13 protein-coding genes, 2 tRNA genes and 2 pseudogenes are annotated in these 16,217 nt (G+C 38.8%); 8 read left to right on the forward strand and 9 right to left on the reverse strand.

Annotation, left to right across the window (positions count from 1 at the left end; genetic code table 11):
• From L654_RS0124395 to L654_RS0124420, 6 genes and pseudogenes are all read right to left on the reverse strand, one after another.
• Positions 1-161, reverse strand: a pseudogene (locus tag L654_RS0124395) (electron transport complex subunit RsxB); the annotation flags it as partial.
• A 1-nt stretch (position 162) separates the two neighbouring features.
• Entirely contained in the window at positions 163-744 is a 582-nt protein-coding gene (rsxA, locus tag L654_RS0124400) for an electron transport complex subunit RsxA (RefSeq protein WP_008172491.1), read from the reverse strand.
• 81 nt (positions 745-825) lie between these two features.
• Positions 826-1,644 carry a transporter substrate-binding domain-containing protein gene (locus L654_RS0124405; RefSeq protein ID WP_024609316.1) on the reverse strand — a complete coding sequence of 273 codons (819 nt, stop codon included), beginning with the start codon at positions 1,642-1,644 and terminating at the stop codon, positions 826-828.
• A 15-nt stretch (positions 1,645-1,659) separates the two neighbouring features.
• Entirely contained in the window at positions 1,660-3,603 is a 1,944-nt protein-coding gene (locus tag L654_RS0124410) for a GGDEF domain-containing protein (protein WP_024592352.1), read from the reverse strand.
• Between the two features lie 148 nt (positions 3,604-3,751).
• A tRNA-Asn gene (locus L654_RS0124415) sits at positions 3,752-3,828 on the reverse strand.
• Positions 3,829-3,858: 30 nt separating this feature from the next.
• Positions 3,859-3,935, reverse strand: a tRNA-Asn gene (locus L654_RS0124420).
• A 1,052-nt stretch (positions 3,936-4,987) separates the two neighbouring features.
• Here L654_RS0124420 and L654_RS0124430 point away from each other — a divergent pair.
• The 5 genes and pseudogenes from L654_RS0124430 to L654_RS0124450 all read left to right on the forward strand — a co-directional run bounded on the left by L654_RS0124430 (position 4,988) and on the right by L654_RS0124450 (position 11,097).
• Complete coding sequence (locus tag L654_RS0124430; protein ID WP_024609317.1) at positions 4,988-6,367, forward strand: MATE family efflux transporter; 1,380 nt, start codon at positions 4,988-4,990, stop codon at positions 6,365-6,367.
• Positions 6,364-8,351 (forward strand): annotated as a pseudogene (gene uvrB, locus L654_RS01000000126800) (excinuclease ABC subunit UvrB). The gene L654_RS0124430 and the pseudogene uvrB overlap by 4 nt, the downstream one beginning before the upstream one ends.
• Positions 8,352-8,353: 2 nt before the next feature.
• The gene (locus L654_RS0124440; protein ID WP_024609318.1) at positions 8,354-9,292 is read left to right on the forward strand and encodes a class I SAM-dependent methyltransferase; all 939 of its coding nucleotides are present in this window, start codon (positions 8,354-8,356) and stop codon (positions 9,290-9,292) included.
• Positions 9,293-9,973: a tRNA (adenine(22)-N(1))-methyltransferase TrmK gene (locus L654_RS0124445; RefSeq protein ID WP_024609319.1), complete on the forward strand. Its 681-nt coding sequence runs from the start codon at positions 9,293-9,295 to the stop codon at positions 9,971-9,973.
• 101 nt (positions 9,974-10,074) lie between these two features.
• Positions 10,075-11,097, forward strand: a complete 1,023-nt coding sequence (locus L654_RS0124450) for a hypothetical protein (protein ID WP_024609320.1) — start codon at positions 10,075-10,077, stop codon at positions 11,095-11,097.
• A 4-nt stretch (positions 11,098-11,101) separates the two neighbouring features.
• Here the strand turns inward: L654_RS0124450 and L654_RS0124455 are convergent, their stop codons facing one another.
• Positions 11,102-11,344 (reverse strand): hypothetical protein, encoded by a 243-nt coding sequence (locus L654_RS0124455; RefSeq protein WP_007583900.1) that lies wholly within the window; start codon positions 11,342-11,344, stop codon positions 11,102-11,104.
• Between the two features lie 208 nt (positions 11,345-11,552).
• On the opposite strand from L654_RS0124455, the gene L654_RS0124460 reads away from it, so the two are divergent.
• The gene (locus L654_RS0124460; RefSeq protein WP_007583901.1) at positions 11,553-12,002 is read left to right on the forward strand and encodes an isoprenylcysteine carboxylmethyltransferase family protein; all 450 of its coding nucleotides are present in this window, start codon (positions 11,553-11,555) and stop codon (positions 12,000-12,002) included.
• A gap of 88 nt (positions 12,003-12,090) precedes the next feature.
• Here L654_RS0124460 and queC read toward each other — a convergent pair whose 3' ends face one another.
• A complete protein-coding gene (queC, locus tag L654_RS0124465) occupies positions 12,091-12,747 on the reverse strand; it encodes a 7-cyano-7-deazaguanine synthase QueC (protein WP_007583902.1) in 657 nt (218 codons plus the stop codon).
• 145 nt (positions 12,748-12,892) lie between these two features.
• On the opposite strand from queC, the gene queE reads away from it, so the two are divergent.
• Together queE and L654_RS0124475 are read left to right on the forward strand one after the other, a co-directional pair.
• On the forward strand, positions 12,893-13,558 hold the full coding sequence (queE, locus tag L654_RS0124470; RefSeq protein ID WP_024609321.1) for a 7-carboxy-7-deazaguanine synthase QueE: 666 nt from the start codon (positions 12,893-12,895) through the stop codon (positions 13,556-13,558).
• A gap of 286 nt (positions 13,559-13,844) precedes the next feature.
• A complete protein-coding gene (locus tag L654_RS0124475) occupies positions 13,845-14,588 on the forward strand; it encodes a class I SAM-dependent methyltransferase (protein ID WP_024609322.1) in 744 nt (247 codons plus the stop codon).
• Positions 14,589-14,984: 396 nt separating this feature from the next.
• On the opposite strand, the gene L654_RS0124480 is transcribed toward L654_RS0124475, so the two are convergent.
• Positions 14,985-16,153, reverse strand: a protein-coding gene (locus tag L654_RS0124480; protein ID WP_139016089.1) for an IS3 family transposase whose coding sequence is annotated in 2 segments (ribosomal slippage) — positions 14,985-15,877 and positions 15,877-16,153 — 1,170 coding nt in all. Because the reading frame shifts where the segments join, the coding sequence is not laid out codon by codon here.
• Between the last annotated feature and the right edge of the window lie 64 nt (positions 16,154-16,217).

Below are 16,217 nucleotides of genomic sequence, written 5' to 3' on the forward strand. Positions count from 1 at the left end.
GGGTAGCCACATTGTCCGCATTGAGTTTGCGGCAAAATAGTATCAATTTGCTCAACAATAGGGTTACCTTCAACGCGAAAGCGAATTGCTGCAAACCCTAAAATAAGTCCAAAAATGAGTGCTAGCGAACCAATCGCTATCAAGGCATAAAACAAGGTCATATTAAAACTTCACTAATCCAGTAAAACCCATAAACGCCATCGACATTAAGCCTGCAGTGATCATTGCAATAGAGGCGCCTTTAAAAGGCGTAGGAACGTCAGCAGCTGCTAAACGTTCTCGTAGTGCTGCAAACAATACAAGCACTAAAGAAAAACCAACCGCAGCACCAAAACCATACACCGCAGATTGTAAAAATGAATGATCTTCTTTGATATTTAATAAAGCCACACCTAATACCGCACAGTTAGTGGTGATCAGCGGTAAAAATATGCCTAATAAACGATATAGAGTAGGGCTTGTTTTACGCACAACCATTTCGGTAAATTGCACTACAACGGCAATCACTAAAATAAAGCTCATGGTGCGTAAAAAGGCGATATCCAGAGGGATTAAAATATATTGATTAACTAAATAGCTAGTTACAGAGGCAAGAGTAAGCACAAACGTGGTTGCCAAAGACATACCAATCGCCGTATCAAGCTTACCTGATACGCCCATAAACGGACATAAGCCTAAAAATTGTACTAATACAAAGTTATTAACCAGAACGGTTCCAATCAATAACAAGACATATTCTGTCATGTGTGCCTCACGCTATAATAAACGTGGGTATTATCCTTTTTTCTTTATCGATTAACAACACATGAGAAGCAAATAAACGACTCAATCAGTAATGATATTAAAGCGACTTAAGATTTCAGGTGTAATTAGAATAGGATCAATATTATACGGCTTTAAAATATCTTTAAATTGATCGTGTTCTTGGTATAAATCTAATAGTGCTTTATTAAATAGGGCGATTTTTTCAGTAGATAATTGAATTTTATTAAACCCAATAAAATAGGGGGATTCGCTTTGTAAAAAAGCCAAATTAACATGATGTAAGTTAAATTGTTTTAGCCTAGCGCGCGCTTGTAAAGTATTGGCAAAATATCCATCTATACGGTTGTTTTCTATCATTTTTACACCCGTACCATTGGCATCGGTGAGTAAAACAATATCAAATTCCCTCAATCCGTCTTTAATCATTTGTTGCTGTATTTTGATTAGTTGAAAAGATGCATTTGAAGGGCCAAAAACAGCAATTTGCATTTTTTGTAGATCATTGAGGCTTTTGATGGTTTTTTTTGCACCCTCAGGTTGAAAAAAGCCATATTGCATTTTCATAAGCGGGATCGAAAAATAAAGCCATTCGTTGCGGTCAAGATTCCAGCCCATAGGAAAGTTTCCTTGAGCTTGCAGGTTTTTTAACATGAGCTTAGAGCGACGATTTGGTACGCTGACAAACTCACATTTATAATTTAGGCGTTTACACGCTAAGGTAAGTATATCAACAAAGGGGCCAGCGGCATTATCGTGTTCATCAACAAATGAAAATGGAGGATAGTTATGAGTGCTAAAAACTAATTCTTTTTGCGGGGCGTTTGCGTACAAACTCAAAGGCATAATAAAAAGTATAATAAAGGTAATTACTCTTTTCATGATGCCTCCAATAGACTATATGTCTTTAGGTTTTTCTATGTAATAACCTTGAACGCCATCTAAACACAACGTTTCTATAATGTGTTTTTCTTCTTGGCTCTCAACGCCCTCAGCAAATACGCTAACACCAATGCGGTGGGCTAAATCGACCATTAAGCGCATAAAGTACTGATTGTTTTTATCGTCTTCGAGGCCGCGAGTATAACTTGCGTCCATTTTAATAAAGTCAGGTTTTAAATCGCGGAAAAACTTAAATGAAGTTAAGCCAACACCAAAACGTTCAACTGTAACGCGTGCGCCAACACGGTGAACCATGTCGATAAAGCGCTTACTAGCCTTGATGTTTTGCTGTAAACCAAACTCACTTACTTCAAATACTAGTTTAGATGCAATATGCGTATCTTTCAATAATCGGCGCTCTAGCCAAATTACAAACTGATCGTTGTGTGCACTAGAAGCTGTTACGTTTAAACCAAAAAACTTTTCAGATAAATTACGGCTTTTAACCTTTTCAAGAGAAGAGTCAATTATCAGGCGATCAATTTCTATTGCCATATCAAGCTTTTCGGCCATCGCTAAAAAAGAAGCGGTAGGCAGTACTTGATTGTCTTCTGTTTTAAATCGAACTTGTACTTCAGCGTAGGCTTTTATGCTTTTACCAAGCGGCATAATGTTTTGCATTACCAAATGCACGCGCTTAGATTCAATAACTTCTTTAATAACCTTACGCCAGTTTTGATTACCAAAACCCGCACTTACGTTATTAACTAAATCGGTTTCGCGTTGTACGTGCCATGCGTTTACTTGTTTTGATTGCGCCATGCTCATTGCGTTATCAACAACAGAAAGCAATTCGCCTAACGGCTTACCTTTTTCGTATCCTACAATACCTGTATTAGCTACCGAGCTTAACTCTTGGTTTTGTTGGTACTGCGTGAAGCGCGATTGCAGGTTTTCACCAAAGCGTTCTGCTTCTTTTAAAGGAATGTGGGGTAGTACGACAGCAAAGTCAGAGCTGTTTAATCTAAATATTTGGCTGCCAGTGTAAGTGCCGCTTATGTGCTTAATAATATCGGCAACGCCTTTAACGTACTCATCACCTTTTTGATAACCACGGCTTTGGTTTATAGCTTGTAGTTCGCTACAACGAACCATAGCTAAAGATCCAAATGTACTTTGCTCAGTGTTTTCAATGTTTTTTTCGTAATACTCAACAAACATATTACGATTACCAAGCGAGGTAATTACATCTTTGTACGCTTCATGCTTAATAGTCATAGCAGCGCTTTGTATGTCTTCGTTTTTGTTTTTTAAGAAATGTGATAATCGATTAAAGCTAGGTACTAAATCTTTTCCCATTTTTTTCAATCGAGTGCCATCTAGTGCTGTTTCTAAATCATTATCAACTTGGTTTTGATTGATATAAATATCGATAATGTCAGCAACTGTTGTACTTATGTTTTTATTTAAATGGTAAAAAATAGATTTCATTAGAATTATTGGAATAATAACTAAAATGGCAGAAATCAAAATAACAATAAAAAGGGAGGTTTGTAGCTGCGACGCTAAATGCTCAATGTTAAGTACAAATTCAACTTTTATATCTGAGGCGTCATTTACAGCAAACTGAGGGCGCACTGAGTTAAAGTTAGAGAGTACAAAATCAGCAAACATTGGTAATTGAGTAGGGGGGTTAATGCTAAATATTTCAGCCCCTTGGTAATCTCTTAGAGTGAAACTTGAAAACGTTTTACCATCTGCAATTGATTGTTTTAAATTTTGAGCAGAAATATCGTCTAAAGAAAGGTCATTAATATACTTAGTAACAGTAGTTTGCGCACTTTTTTGTGCATCACTTACCGCAGTATCAAAGCTTATAGATATGAAGTAGCTTCCTGCTGCAACACACAATAACCAAGAGATAATTTGTATAAAAATAAGTTTTTTAAATCCAGCCATGTTTTCAGTCTTTTAATAATTCAAAAGGGAAGGAATCAAGTCCTTGATTAATAAACTAAGTACAGCGCATTAAGGAATAAACTAATGCTTTAGTTATATAAGGAAGAGTAGTGGAATTAGCTTGAGATGTCTATGAAATTCTTAGAATTGGCTCCCCCTCCCCGACTCGAACGGGGGACCTGCGGATTAACAGTCCGTCGCTCTAACCAACTGAGCTAAGGGGGAACTAAAAGTAGTGATATTATTATGATGATTTGGCTCCCCCTCCCCGACTCGAACGGGGGACCTGCGGATTAACAGTCCGTCGCTCTAACCAACTGAGCTAAGGGGGAAGCGTCTTGCCTTTCAACGGGGCGAAATATTAATGACCGCGCCGCAAAGTGTCAACATATAAAAGTCATAAATTGAAAAAAGAGGTTTATTCGTTGTTTTTGTGTTCGATCTGCGTGTTTTATAGCTCTATTAAAGTTACTTTTTTAAAAATTTAAGAATAACAATGTGACTTTTATTATTGCTGAGCCTTCAAATTGGTTAAATTAAACACGGTATTAAAGTGGCTTGTTATTAAAAAACAACTCAAAAACATAAAAACTCATTTTTTACTTAGCGATATTTTTCGTATTTAATTCGTTTTTTGTTTTAATTTTCTAAAAATATACCTATGCATATATCCACAGAAATATTTTTTGATCTAAATTGTGATCTAATCACTATGTATAAAATGAGTATTTGTTTTATCCGTTCAAAAATAGAGCAATCAATAACTTAACTTTGTATTAAACGTTTTTTTATACCTAACGTACAACTATGTTAAGAAGAAAAATTGGTGAGCTACAGTTTTTAGCGTGAGTTTATAAAAATGCCACAATTAACAAATGGTCAATTGGTTGGATATCACCGAAAATGGAGGCTCTCTCAAAGCCTTTATAAATGCGGGTTTGAATGAGTTATCCACGGTTTCTGTGGATAACTCTGTTTATGAAACTTTAAGAACATCATCGGCACCAATGGTTTAGGGTGCTACAACGATTTCAAGCTTTTAAATCACTATTTTTAATTCAATATAAAACAATGGGTTATGATTTGATGCTGAATGTATGCAACTCGATGAGGGAATTTTTTCGTAACGATAAACCAAGCAGCACCTTTGTGTAAAAAAGCATCATATATCACTGGGTGTTTGTAATAAAAGTTATAAAAATGTGTTTTAATTGGTTTTTGGTGTGTTTAGGCTCTATTTTAACAAAAAGATGCAAAAACTAAGTTTTACTATTTTTTCGAATCTTTACTTCTTTAATTACTTCAATTGTAGTGATAAATCCGTGGCTTGAACTGCCTTGATGCTTTAAAATGATTCGTTCAGTAAAAGAGGCCTATTTATTTCATGCGCGCAATTTCAAAATCCCAGACTCGCCCAGATTTACTAAACGATCCCATTTTGCCCACATTAAAGACGATGACCATCCCGATGATATTCGGCATGATCACGCTAATGATGTTCAATATTGTCGATACATTTTTTATAAGCTTATTAGGCACTGAGCCGCTTGCAGCGGTGAGCTTTACATTTCCGGTTACCTTTACCGTTATTAGCTTAGCAATAGGGCTGGGGATCGGTACATCGGCAGTAATAGCAAAAGCGCTCGGTAGTAATAAAATAGATGAAGCGCGTTTTGACGCCAGTATTTCTTTAATGGTTGGTGTGGTTCTGGTTATTGTGTTGTCATCTGTTGGGTATTTACTGATTGACCCCATATTTACTTTGCTAGGAGCGGGCGCACAAGTATTGCCGTTAATACACGAATACATGAATATATGGTTTATCGGTAGTGTATTTTTAATAACTCCAATGATTGGTAACTCGGTACTGCGCGCCAGTGGCGATACAAAAACGCCAAGTATAGTAATGGGCGGAGCAGGGCTTATAAACGCGATACTTGACCCTATATTGATATTTGGTTTTGGGCCAGTACCAGCGTTAGGTATTCAAGGCGCGGCCATAGCAAGCGTTATTGCATGGTCGGTTGCTGTGGTTATTATTTTATATATATTAGCGGTTAAAAAACGCTTGTTGAGCCTAAAAGCAGGCAAGCAAACAGTGACTGGCGCTATTCGTAAAATATTAAAAATTGGTTTGCCTGCTGCCGGCGCAAACATGCTTACACCAGTTGCAATGGCCGTAATGACCGCTATGGTTGCGCACCACGGGCCAGAGGCCGTAGCTGCATTTGGAGTGGGAAGTCGAATAGAATCTATTGCAAGTATATTAGTGTTTGCGCTATCGATGACATTACCGCCATTTGTTAGCCAAAACTTTGGCGCTGGCAAATTATGCCGCGTTAAAGAAGCGTATACCGGCACACTAAAATTTGTAATGGTATGGCAATTTGCCATTTACGTATTACTCATTGCATTTTCAGGTGTTATAAGCCAATTATTTGGTAAAGAACAAGCTGTAATAGATGTAATTAAACTCTTTATTTATACCATCCCGCTAAGTTATGGCTTACAAGGGGTGATCATATTATCAAATTCATCGTTTAATGCTTTACACAAACCAATGTACGCATTGGTATTAAGTGTCATTCGGTTATTCATATTTTATGTACCATTTGCTTATGTAGGCAACGAAATAGCCGGATTATTAGGGCTATTTATTGGCGCTGCTTTAGGTAACTTATTTACAGCAATAGTGGCATACAAATGGTTTATGAAAAAACTAGAAGCGCTGAGCGGCGAATCGTTACAGGAGTGCAATAATTGAGCGACCATTTTCAGTTAAAATCACATTTTAAACCAGCAGGCGATCAGCCCACAGCGATTAAGCAGCTATGTGAAGGATTAGAAGCAGGCCTTGCACACCAAACTTTATTAGGTGCCACCGGTACAGGTAAAACCTTTACCATGGCTAATATTATTAACGATTTAAACCGTCCAACAATAATAATGGCGCACAATAAAACGCTTGCCGCGCAGCTATACGGCGAAATGAAAGAGTTTTTCCCTAAAAATGCGGTTGAGTATTTTGTATCGTATTACGATTACTACCAGCCAGAAGCCTATGTTGTATCTAGCGACACATTTATTGAAAAAGATGCCTCGATAAACGAGCATATAGAACAAATGCGTTTAAGTGCGACCAAAGCACTGCTTGAACGTCGCGACACTATTATTGTGGCGTCGGTATCGGCTATTTATGGTTTGGGCGACCCTAAATCATACATGAAAATGATGCTACTTTTAAAAGTGGGCGAAAAAGTAGACCAACGCGACATGCTACGTCGCCTAGCTGAAATACAATACACCCGCAACGATATAGATTTTAGCCGTGGTACATATCGTGTACGTGGTGAAGTGGTTGATATATTTCCTGCAGAATCTAGCACCTTCGCAATTCGCGTAGAAATGTTTGATGACGAAATAGAGCGCTTGAGTATTTTTGATCCGCTTACAGGCGCCGTCGAAAAGCATATAATACGCACCACTATCTATCCAAAAACACACTATGTTACCCCGCGTGAAAAAATACTCGGTGCTATCGATAAAATACAAGAAGAACTAAAAGATCGAAGAGCCCAGTTACTCAGTGCTAATAAATTAGTAGAAGAGCAACGCGTAACACAGCGTACGCAATACGATATAGAAATGATGCGGGAGCTAGGTTATTGCTCTGGTATAGAAAACTACAGCCGCTATTTATCGGGCCGTACGCCGGGCGATCCGCCACCCACATTACTTGATTACCTCCCAGACGATGCATTGATGATTATTGATGAATCGCACGTAACCGTATCGCAAATTGGCGCAATGTATAAAGGCGACAGAAGCCGAAAAGNGTTGAGTATGGCTTCAGAATGCCCTCAGCAATGGATAATAGGCCGCTGCGATTTGAAGAATTTGAAGCTATTTCACCACAAACAATTTATGTATCAGCAACGCCAGGCGACTTTGAGTTAGACCGTTGTGTGGGCGCAATCGCAGAGCAAGTAATTCGCCCAACTGGGCTGCTCGATCCACTTATTGAAGTGCGCCCAGTAGGCGATCAGGTTGATGACTTACTTTCAGAAATTTATAAAAGTGTAGAGAAGGGCGAACGCGTACTGGTAACCACTTTGACCAAACGTATGTCTGAGGATTTAACCGATTACTTAAGTGAGCACGACGTAAAAGTGCGTTACTTACATTCAGACATAGACACGGTTGAACGGGTTGAAATTATTCGTGATTTACGTGCAGGTGTGTTTGATGTGTTAGTGGGCATTAACTTACTTCGAGAAGGTCTGGATATGCCAGAAGTGGCGTTAGTAGCCATACTTGATGCCGATAAAGAAGGCTTTTTACGCTCAGCGCGTTCAATCATTCAAACCATTGGTCGTGCTGCACGTCACTTAGATGGTCGCGCTATTTTATACGGCGATAAAATTACAAAATCGATGGCTAAGGCCATGGACGAAACAGCGCGCAGACGCGAAATTCAGCATGCTTATAATATAGAACACGGTATTGAACCGCATTCACTAGCCAAAAAGATTCTTGATGCGATGGATGTAGGCGAAGAAGCCGGCCCTAAAGATAACCTTAGACTTGTTCGTAAAGATTCTAAAAAGGTACTTAGTGCGAAAGAAATTACAGTGCAAATTAAGCAGCTTGAAACCAAAATGCATGCATACGCAAGCGATCTAGAATTTGAAAAAGCGGGCTCTGTTCGCGATGAAATACATGAACTACAACAACAGTTGATTAATTAAAAATGACAGCAAACTTTACTCCTCTTATTACTGCGCTTGAAGATGCGCCAATTTTAAAAAATGAACTGTGTCGTGTTTTTCATGGCCGTGGCCATAGTGTTGAGGCGTTAAGTCATATTAATTTAGACTTTTATCCGCCCAGTTTGTTTTTGGTTTCGTACGACGAAATTGACGAGCAAACACTAAGCGAGCTTACCGATGTTGTGTGGCAGTGGGCACAAAAAAACCAGCCAGAGCTTATTACGTCACTTGTGTATCAGCAACGCGCTGGTGTACAAAGCCAAAACACTGTGGTTTATGGGCAATTACCTAACCCGCATGTTGTAACTGAAAACGGCATTCGTTTTTTGGTTGATTTACAGAGCCGTCAAAATACCGGAATATTTCCCGATATGCGCAGCGGCCGTGAGTTTGTAATGGCTAATAGTAAACATGGCAAAGTGCTTAACTTATTTTCGTATACATGTGGGTTTTCGCTTGCAGCCATGCAAGGCGGGGCAGATCATGTAATGAACATGGATATGAGCAAAGGTGTACTTAAAGTCGGCAAGCAAAACCATCAATTAAATGGCTTTGAGCGTGGCGTAAGTTTTTTACCTCACGATATTTTAAAGTCGTTTGGAAAACTAAAAAAAGCAGCCCCGTTTGACTTAATAATAGTTGATCCGCCAAGCTTTCAAAAAGGCAGCTTTATATTAACTAAAGACTATCAAAAAGTGCTGCGCAGGTTGCCAGAGCTACTTTGCGATACCACACAATTGTTATTGTGCGCGAATAGCCCAGAGCTTAGCGAAGATGCGTTTAAAGCGTTAATAAACGAGCACACCCAAGGCGCAATTGAATTTGTTGAGCGCCTAGCCCCTACCGAGCGTTTTATTGAAGTAGACAGCGACAGAAGCTTAAAAGCACTTATCTACAAAACGTCACAATCTGCAGATTAAATGAAGCTCAGCAAACGCCTAACTGCCATTGATACATTAATTTCGCAGCATCACGATATTATTTGGGATTGCTGCTGCGACCATGGTTATTTAGGCATGGCGCTATTAAAACGCGCAACTGCAAACCAGGTTATTTTTGTAGATATAGTCGCCACTTTAATGAACGACCTAGAAACGCAATTATCATCTATTAATAAATTACAAAAAACCTGTAATAAAAATCCGCAGTGGCAGGTCTTATGTCAGGATGTAGGCAAAATTGAAATTGCTCAAAGTAAAAGCCAAGTAGTTGTAATAGCAGGTGTTGGCGGTGAGCTGTTGTTAAGTTTAATACAACAAATTACTGCTAATAACGTAAGTGAGCATTTAAATAATGTTCGTTTTATTTTGTGCCCAGTGCATCACACTTATAAGTTGCGAGTCGGTTTAAAGCAATTAGGTTTAGGGCTTGTAAGTGAGCAAATAGTTTACGACAACAAACGTTTTTATGAAGTGATTGAAGTGAGCTTTAGTAGCAATAATGAGATTAGTCATACCGGCAATAAAATGTGGGATTTTAGTAGTGCAGAGCACGCTATGTACCAACGGCAACTCATAAATCATTATAATAAAATGCTCAATAAAGATAAGCCATACTATCAAAAAGTTATAACAGACTATCAAGAACTCACCGATAGTTAAAAAAGCCCGAAAGTAGGGCGTACATGTGATCTAATTACGACATTGACGACGTAATGTGTTCATAGTTTATATCGCACAACGCGAGTTTATTTGGTTTATTTATGTCAGATAACAAGAGTCACATTAATCATTTGCTTAGCAATGAGCAAAAATGGCAACACAGTTACGAGCAACCTATTTCTTATGCACCCCTTGTGCAATTGGCTAATAGTAGCTGGGTGGTGCCACAACATTTTTTACGTTACAAGCACACGCTTGAAAGCGTAAACGAAGTGCTTGAGAGTATAGAGTTTTCGGCTCACTTTAGAGTGCTTGCTGCACAAAAAGGTGAAGAAATTTACCTGCAAGTAGCAGTGCTGAGCCCAGATAACTATCAAAAAAGTGCTTCTGCAAATGAAGGCAAAGCCAAAAAGCTATTATTTGGCAGACGCTGGATAGTAGAGGAAAACTTACCTACTTCAGAACTTATTCAAACTGCATTTTTAGCGTTAAAAGTAGCGCGTGAACATGAAGTAAGAGAGCTCTTTCAGTTAATGCAAAGCGGCGCAACAAGTACGCCATTTAATAACCATCACGACTTACCGGTAATGGCGCAAAACCCTGAACTTGTTAAAAGTGAAAGTGCTGAAAACCGTGTTGATGAAGTGCTTAAACGTATTGTATTTGCAGGAAAAAGTATTGAACTTAAGAGCCAGCAGCAAATAGCCGAGCAACATTTATATACTGTTGAGCTGTTGTGTGAAAATTGCCAACTTAGCGAGTTTAATAAAAAAACAATCGCGTTTTTAACAGCAGATCCATCCGCTAATAGCTTTTTACACGCCTTAATTACAGCATTAGTAGCCACAAGCAATGATTACGTAAACGAGCAATTTAAGTACAAAGGTTTTGCCCGCTTTAGTAAGCACGTTGTGGTTGAGCAAATAGGTAACTTAAGTATCGCTATGCGCTCGCCAAGTACTGTAGGGCTTTGCTCTATGGGTAAGCAACATGCTAACCAGTTAAATTTTGAGATAGACAGCGGGCGAGCACCACAGGGCTGCGGGCAAGCTATTGGTGGGTTTTTAGCTGCTCACGGTATTGAGCAGCCAGAAAATGCACATTTATATCCAAATTACTTATAACAATTTAAAGTTTATTAATTTCATCTTTAACGCTAAAGCTTGAATCGGTAACAATAGCTTCAAGTGTTTGTACACGCTCTTTTAATGCAAGCACTTGTGCATTTGTTTCAGCTAATTGTTTATGGGCATCGCTGTTGTTGTTTTGCATTTTATGCTTAAACTCAAGATGCTTTTTATACATATCGTAAACCACTCCTGAGCCAACCGAAATTAGCACAATAAGTACAATCATCGTAGTTCCAGACATAATCTCATTCCTTATCATTTTATTATTCGTTTATGGTTAAAGTATAACCTTTAAGCGCTTTTGATAAAGCTGACAATTGTAACTTAATCTGTATAGTTCACTTAAGCCAAGCTTTGAGCGTGTTCATCATTTATACACTTTAGATATTGTTTAATGGCTGCATAGCCACCATATAATAAACATACTTTAGCCAATACAGTGAGTTGCCATGTTAAATAATAAAATACCTCCCGTTATTGTTGTGCTGTTTTTTGCAGGCATAATGGCGCTTATTGCGCATTACAGTGTTATTGATTTCACCGCATTTATTACCTACTTAGCAGCAAGTTTGGTCATTATAGGGTGTGTTTTTTGTATTGCAGGGGTGGTGAGTTTTAAAATAGCAAACACCACTGTAAACCCTAATAAACCTGAGCAAGCGTCTAAACTTATTACTAGCGGTATTTATCGGATTTCGCGTAACCCAATGTATGTAGGTTTTGCATTTATTTTAGCAGGGTGGGGTATTTGGTTAAGTTCCTTGTGGGCACTTTTATGTATTATAGGGTTTATTGCGTATTTAACGTTTTTTCAAATAATACCCGAGGAGCGTGCGCTCACTAAATTATTTGGCGAAGAGTTTACCGCCTATAAAGCGCGCGTAAAACGCTGGTTGTAATCTCTACGTTAAAATTAAACAAACAAAAAAGGCTATCGATGATAGCCTTTTTTTGTTTACAGCAATTGTATTACTAATTAATTAGCGCTTATTCGTATTCTAACGGGTCTGTAATGTTATTTAGTGCAAATGCTTCAAGGCGTTCTTGGCACGCGCCACATTTACCACAGGCCTTTTCACGGCCGTTATAACAAGTCCACGTTTGGCTGTAATCTAATCCCATTTCAATACCGTCGGTTAAAATACCAATTTTAGTATTGTTTAAGTATGGGCTAAAAATTTCTACAGCGTCGTAATTAGCAATACGACACACATCATCCATTTTTTGCACAAATTCGGGACGGCAGTCAGGGTAAATAGCATGATCCCCAGAGTGAGCGCCGTAATAAACTTGGCCAGCTTTAAGTGATACCGCGTAACCAACAGCAAGCGAGAGCAAAATCATATTACGATTAGGTACAATCGTACTTTTCATGCTTTCTTCTTCGTAATGGCCCTCAGGTACGTCAATATCATCAGTAAGTGATGAGCCACCAATAAGTTGGTTAATCGCCGAAATATCAACAATTTTGTGTGGAACGTTTAATTTTTCACACACACTTGCCGCCACTTTAAGCTCTTTTACATGACGCTGACCATAGTCAAATGATAGGGCATATACATCATGGCCTTGTTGCAGGGCTTTATTTAATACGGTAAATGAGTCCATACCGCCGGAATAAATAACAACTACTTTTTGCGTCATATCTGTTTTGCTCTTAGTTTTAATAGAGGTTTATATCAGGGCGCGATATACTACACGGCCGCAGCTTAAATAACAATTTTTGCACAGCGCTTTTTGGTTTTTTAATAGTAGCAATTTGGCTGCTAGGTAGTAAGTGAGATCTCTTTTGTACAAAATTAATGAAGTGTTTGAAACCATTCAAGGTGAAGCTAGCTTTACTGGCACACCCTCAATATTTTTACGTCTGCAAGGCTGCCCAGTAGGCTGCTCTTGGTGCGACACTAAGCAAACGTGGGATGTTGATAATGTATATAAAGTATCGCTGGACGAAACCGTAGAAAAAAAAGTCGACTCAGATCATTGGGCTAACGCCAGTGCAGAGCAAATTTTAGCGTTGTTTCAATCACGTGGTTATACCGCAAAGCACGTAGTTATTACTGGTGGCGAGCCATGCATGTTTGATTTAAACCCAGTATGTAACTTATTACACGAACATGGTTTTAGTACACAAATAGAAACCAGCGGCACGTTTGAAATACTCGCGCCAGAGCAAACATGGGTAACGGTATCACCAAAAATCAATATGCGCGGCGGTTATGAAGTACTTACCAGCACAATGAAGCGTGCAAACGAGATAAAACACCCCGTTGCTATGCAAAAGCACGTAGAAGAGCTTGAAGAGTTATTTGCTAAAACAGGCGTTAACCCAAAGCTTGTTTATTTACAGCCAATTAGTCAAAAAGTATCAGCAACTAAATTAGCAATCGACACCTGCATTGCCAAAAACTGGCGCCTATCAATACAAGTACATAAGTATTTAGGAATTAGTTAAAGCGCAGCTTAAAGTTATAGTACGTAGGTTGGGTAGAGCGTAGCGAAACCCAACGAGCCTCCAATTCCACACCGTTTTATAACAACGCTCTATAATATTTAAATACACAGGCCGTATAAGCAAAGCGCCATCCGACAACCCTGTACTTTATAGCTTGTACTTTATAACCTAAAATTTATAACCTAAGATTACATCTACCCTAAAGCTCATATCTTCTTCGTTAATTGTGCTAATTAGTTTACTATGCGCGACTTAAAAATATTCTACTACTTACCACTAGGCTTATATGTCCGCAAATGCACTCTACACCGACCTTTCTGATTACTACGACTTAATGTGCGCAGATATAGATTATCAAGCCCAAAGCAATTCTATTCACAGGCTGCACCAAATTTTTGGTAATGGCGCAAATACCCATCTCGATTTAGCGTGTGGCACCGGCCCGCATGTACGCCACTTTATTGACTACGGCTATAAAAGTAGTGGGCTTGATATAAACCAGCCAATGCTCGATAAAGCAAAAATGCGTTGCCCAGAAGCGCAATTTTCATTGCAAAACATGAGTGAATTTAAAGTAACCGAGCACGTGGATTTAATTACCTGCTTTTTGTATTCAATCCATTACTGCGACGGCATTAATAAGCTAAAAGAATGCCTTGCTAGCGTACACAGCGCATTAAACGTAGGTGGAATATTTTGCTTTAACACGGTTGATAAAAACAAAATCGACAGCGATTCATTTGTAGAGCACACAGCAACAAGCGAAAATAGCTTATTCACATTTCGCTCTGGTTGGCACTACAGTGGCACTGGCAGCAAACAGTTATTAAAACTCAGCATAGAAAAAACCACCGCAGATAAAACACTCGTATGGCACGACGAGCACCCAATGGTTGCTTTTAGTTATACCGAGCTTAAAGAAGCCTTAAAACCGTACTTCGAAATCCACATATTTGAACATGACTACGACAAAATAACCCCATGGGCAGAGCGCTCAGGCAACGCCATTTTTGTCTGCGTAAAAATTTAAGACAAACACTCATCAAGAAGAGATAAAAGTTTGGGTAGAGCGCAGCGAAACCCAACGAACCTCCAATACCCACGCCCCAATAACCCCGAATTATATATTTGAAAACGTAGGTCGGATAAGCGAAGCGCCATCCGACACAGTAGCTTGTTTGAGTTTCGGCGAATATAAACAGCTAATTAATTATGATGTATGAAGTCAAGATTTAATCCCTCTGATTCCCAAGTACCAAAAATAATTAATTGGCACTTGGCTTATGAGTTAGTATAAATGTAGAGTGTTGGGAAAGGAGTTACGTATTAATTTAGGATAGAAATATAATTATATGTTTTTATCAATCATAATATTAAATTTATTATAATAATAGCTGACGTGGTCAACTAAATTCAGTCACCCTAGTTAAGAAACCATATCTAATGTTTCGGTTCGTTCTTCAAAGTCATTTGGGCTTTGATAATTTAAGTACGAATGTAAGCGACGACTGTTGTACCACATGCAGATGTAATTCATTACATCCTGTTGAGCTTCATAACGCGTTGGGTAATTTTTCCAATGCACGCGCTCTTGCTTCAAACTACCGAAGAAGCTTTCTGCAACAGCATTATCCCAGCAACAACCTTTCTTACTCATGCTACCAATGAAGTCGTTTGACTTGAGCAATCTACGATATTGATGGCTTGCATATTGAACCCCTTGATCTGAATGGATAATCAACCCTGCTTTGGGTTGGCGTTGCCACATCGCCATAGTCAGTGCGTCACAGACAAGCTGCGCTTTCATTCGTGAGCCCATGCTCCAACCAACGACTTTACGCGAATATAAATCAATCACTACCGCCAGATATAACCAACCTTCTGCAGTCCAAACATAAGTGATATCTTGTACCCAAGCTTGATCAGCGGCTTCAACGTTGAAGTTTTGCTCAAGTACATTGGGATAAATAGGCTTGTTATGGTCACTATTCGTTGTTACTTTGTATTTCTTTTTATAACGCACCCAGACATTTGCCTCTTTCATTAACTGTGCTGTTTTGTGACGGCTCACCGGAAAACCGAGTGCATTTAAGACTTTCTGAATACGCCTTTCACCGTAAGTATTATCACTGAAGTGCGCTATGTCCTTGACCCAATCAATCATTTCTTGATGTGTTGGATCCTCTGATTTAGTTGAATATCGCTTTTGATAACTATAGTAATTGTTACTTTTTACACCCAGTATTCGGCACATTACCGCCACAGGCCAGGTCTTCTTGTATTGGGTTATGAACGAGTATTTCACTTCGTTTCTTTGGCAAAGAAGACCGTCGCTTTTTTTAATATTTCACGCTCCATTTCTAGGCGTTTCACTTGCGCTTTTAGCTCTCTGATCTCTTCTTGCTCAGGGGTCAAATTACCATTCCCTCTAAAAGCCTGCCCATCATCATTTTCAGCTTCTTTTATCCACCGACCAAGCATGTTGGGATTTACCCCTAAATTTCTAGAGGCTTCTGCTTGAGAGTAGTTTTGCTCAACAACTAATGCGATGGCATCAAGTTTAAATTCTTTGGAATACTTTTTACGTTTTGTCATTATCGATCTCCAGTTAAGTTGATTATCTCTTAACTGGGGTAGTCGAATCCATTAAACCACGTCA

This window comes from Pseudoalteromonas sp. TAB23 (assembly GCF_000498075.1).
In the GTDB taxonomy this organism is placed as follows: Bacteria; Pseudomonadota; Gammaproteobacteria; order Enterobacterales; family Alteromonadaceae; genus Pseudoalteromonas; species Pseudoalteromonas arctica.

Coding starts and splice junctions, on each gene's coding strand:
- rsxA (WP_008172491.1), bottom strand. CDS start 744: ATGACAGAATATGTCTTGTTATTGATTGGAACCGTTCTGGTTAATAAC.
- L654_RS0124405 (WP_024609316.1), bottom strand. CDS start 1,644: ATGAAAAGAGTAATTACCTTTATTATACTTTTTATTATGCCTTTGAGT.
- L654_RS0124410 (WP_024592352.1), bottom strand. CDS start 3,603: ATGGCTGGATTTAAAAAACTTATTTTTATACAAATTATCTCTTGGTTA.
- L654_RS0124430 (WP_024609317.1), top strand. CDS start 4,988: ATGCGCGCAATTTCAAAATCCCAGACTCGCCCAGATTTACTAAACGAT.
- L654_RS0124440 (WP_024609318.1), top strand. CDS start 8,354: ATGACAGCAAACTTTACTCCTCTTATTACTGCGCTTGAAGATGCGCCA.
- L654_RS0124445 (WP_024609319.1), top strand. CDS start 9,293: ATGAAGCTCAGCAAACGCCTAACTGCCATTGATACATTAATTTCGCAG.
- L654_RS0124450 (WP_024609320.1), top strand. CDS start 10,075: ATGTCAGATAACAAGAGTCACATTAATCATTTGCTTAGCAATGAGCAA.
- L654_RS0124455 (WP_007583900.1), bottom strand. CDS start 11,344: ATGTCTGGAACTACGATGATTGTACTTATTGTGCTAATTTCGGTTGGC.
- L654_RS0124460 (WP_007583901.1), top strand. CDS start 11,553: ATGTTAAATAATAAAATACCTCCCGTTATTGTTGTGCTGTTTTTTGCA.
- queC (WP_007583902.1), bottom strand. CDS start 12,747: ATGACGCAAAAAGTAGTTGTTATTTATTCCGGCGGTATGGACTCATTT.
- L654_RS0124475 (WP_024609322.1), top strand. CDS start 13,845: ATGTCCGCAAATGCACTCTACACCGACCTTTCTGATTACTACGACTTA.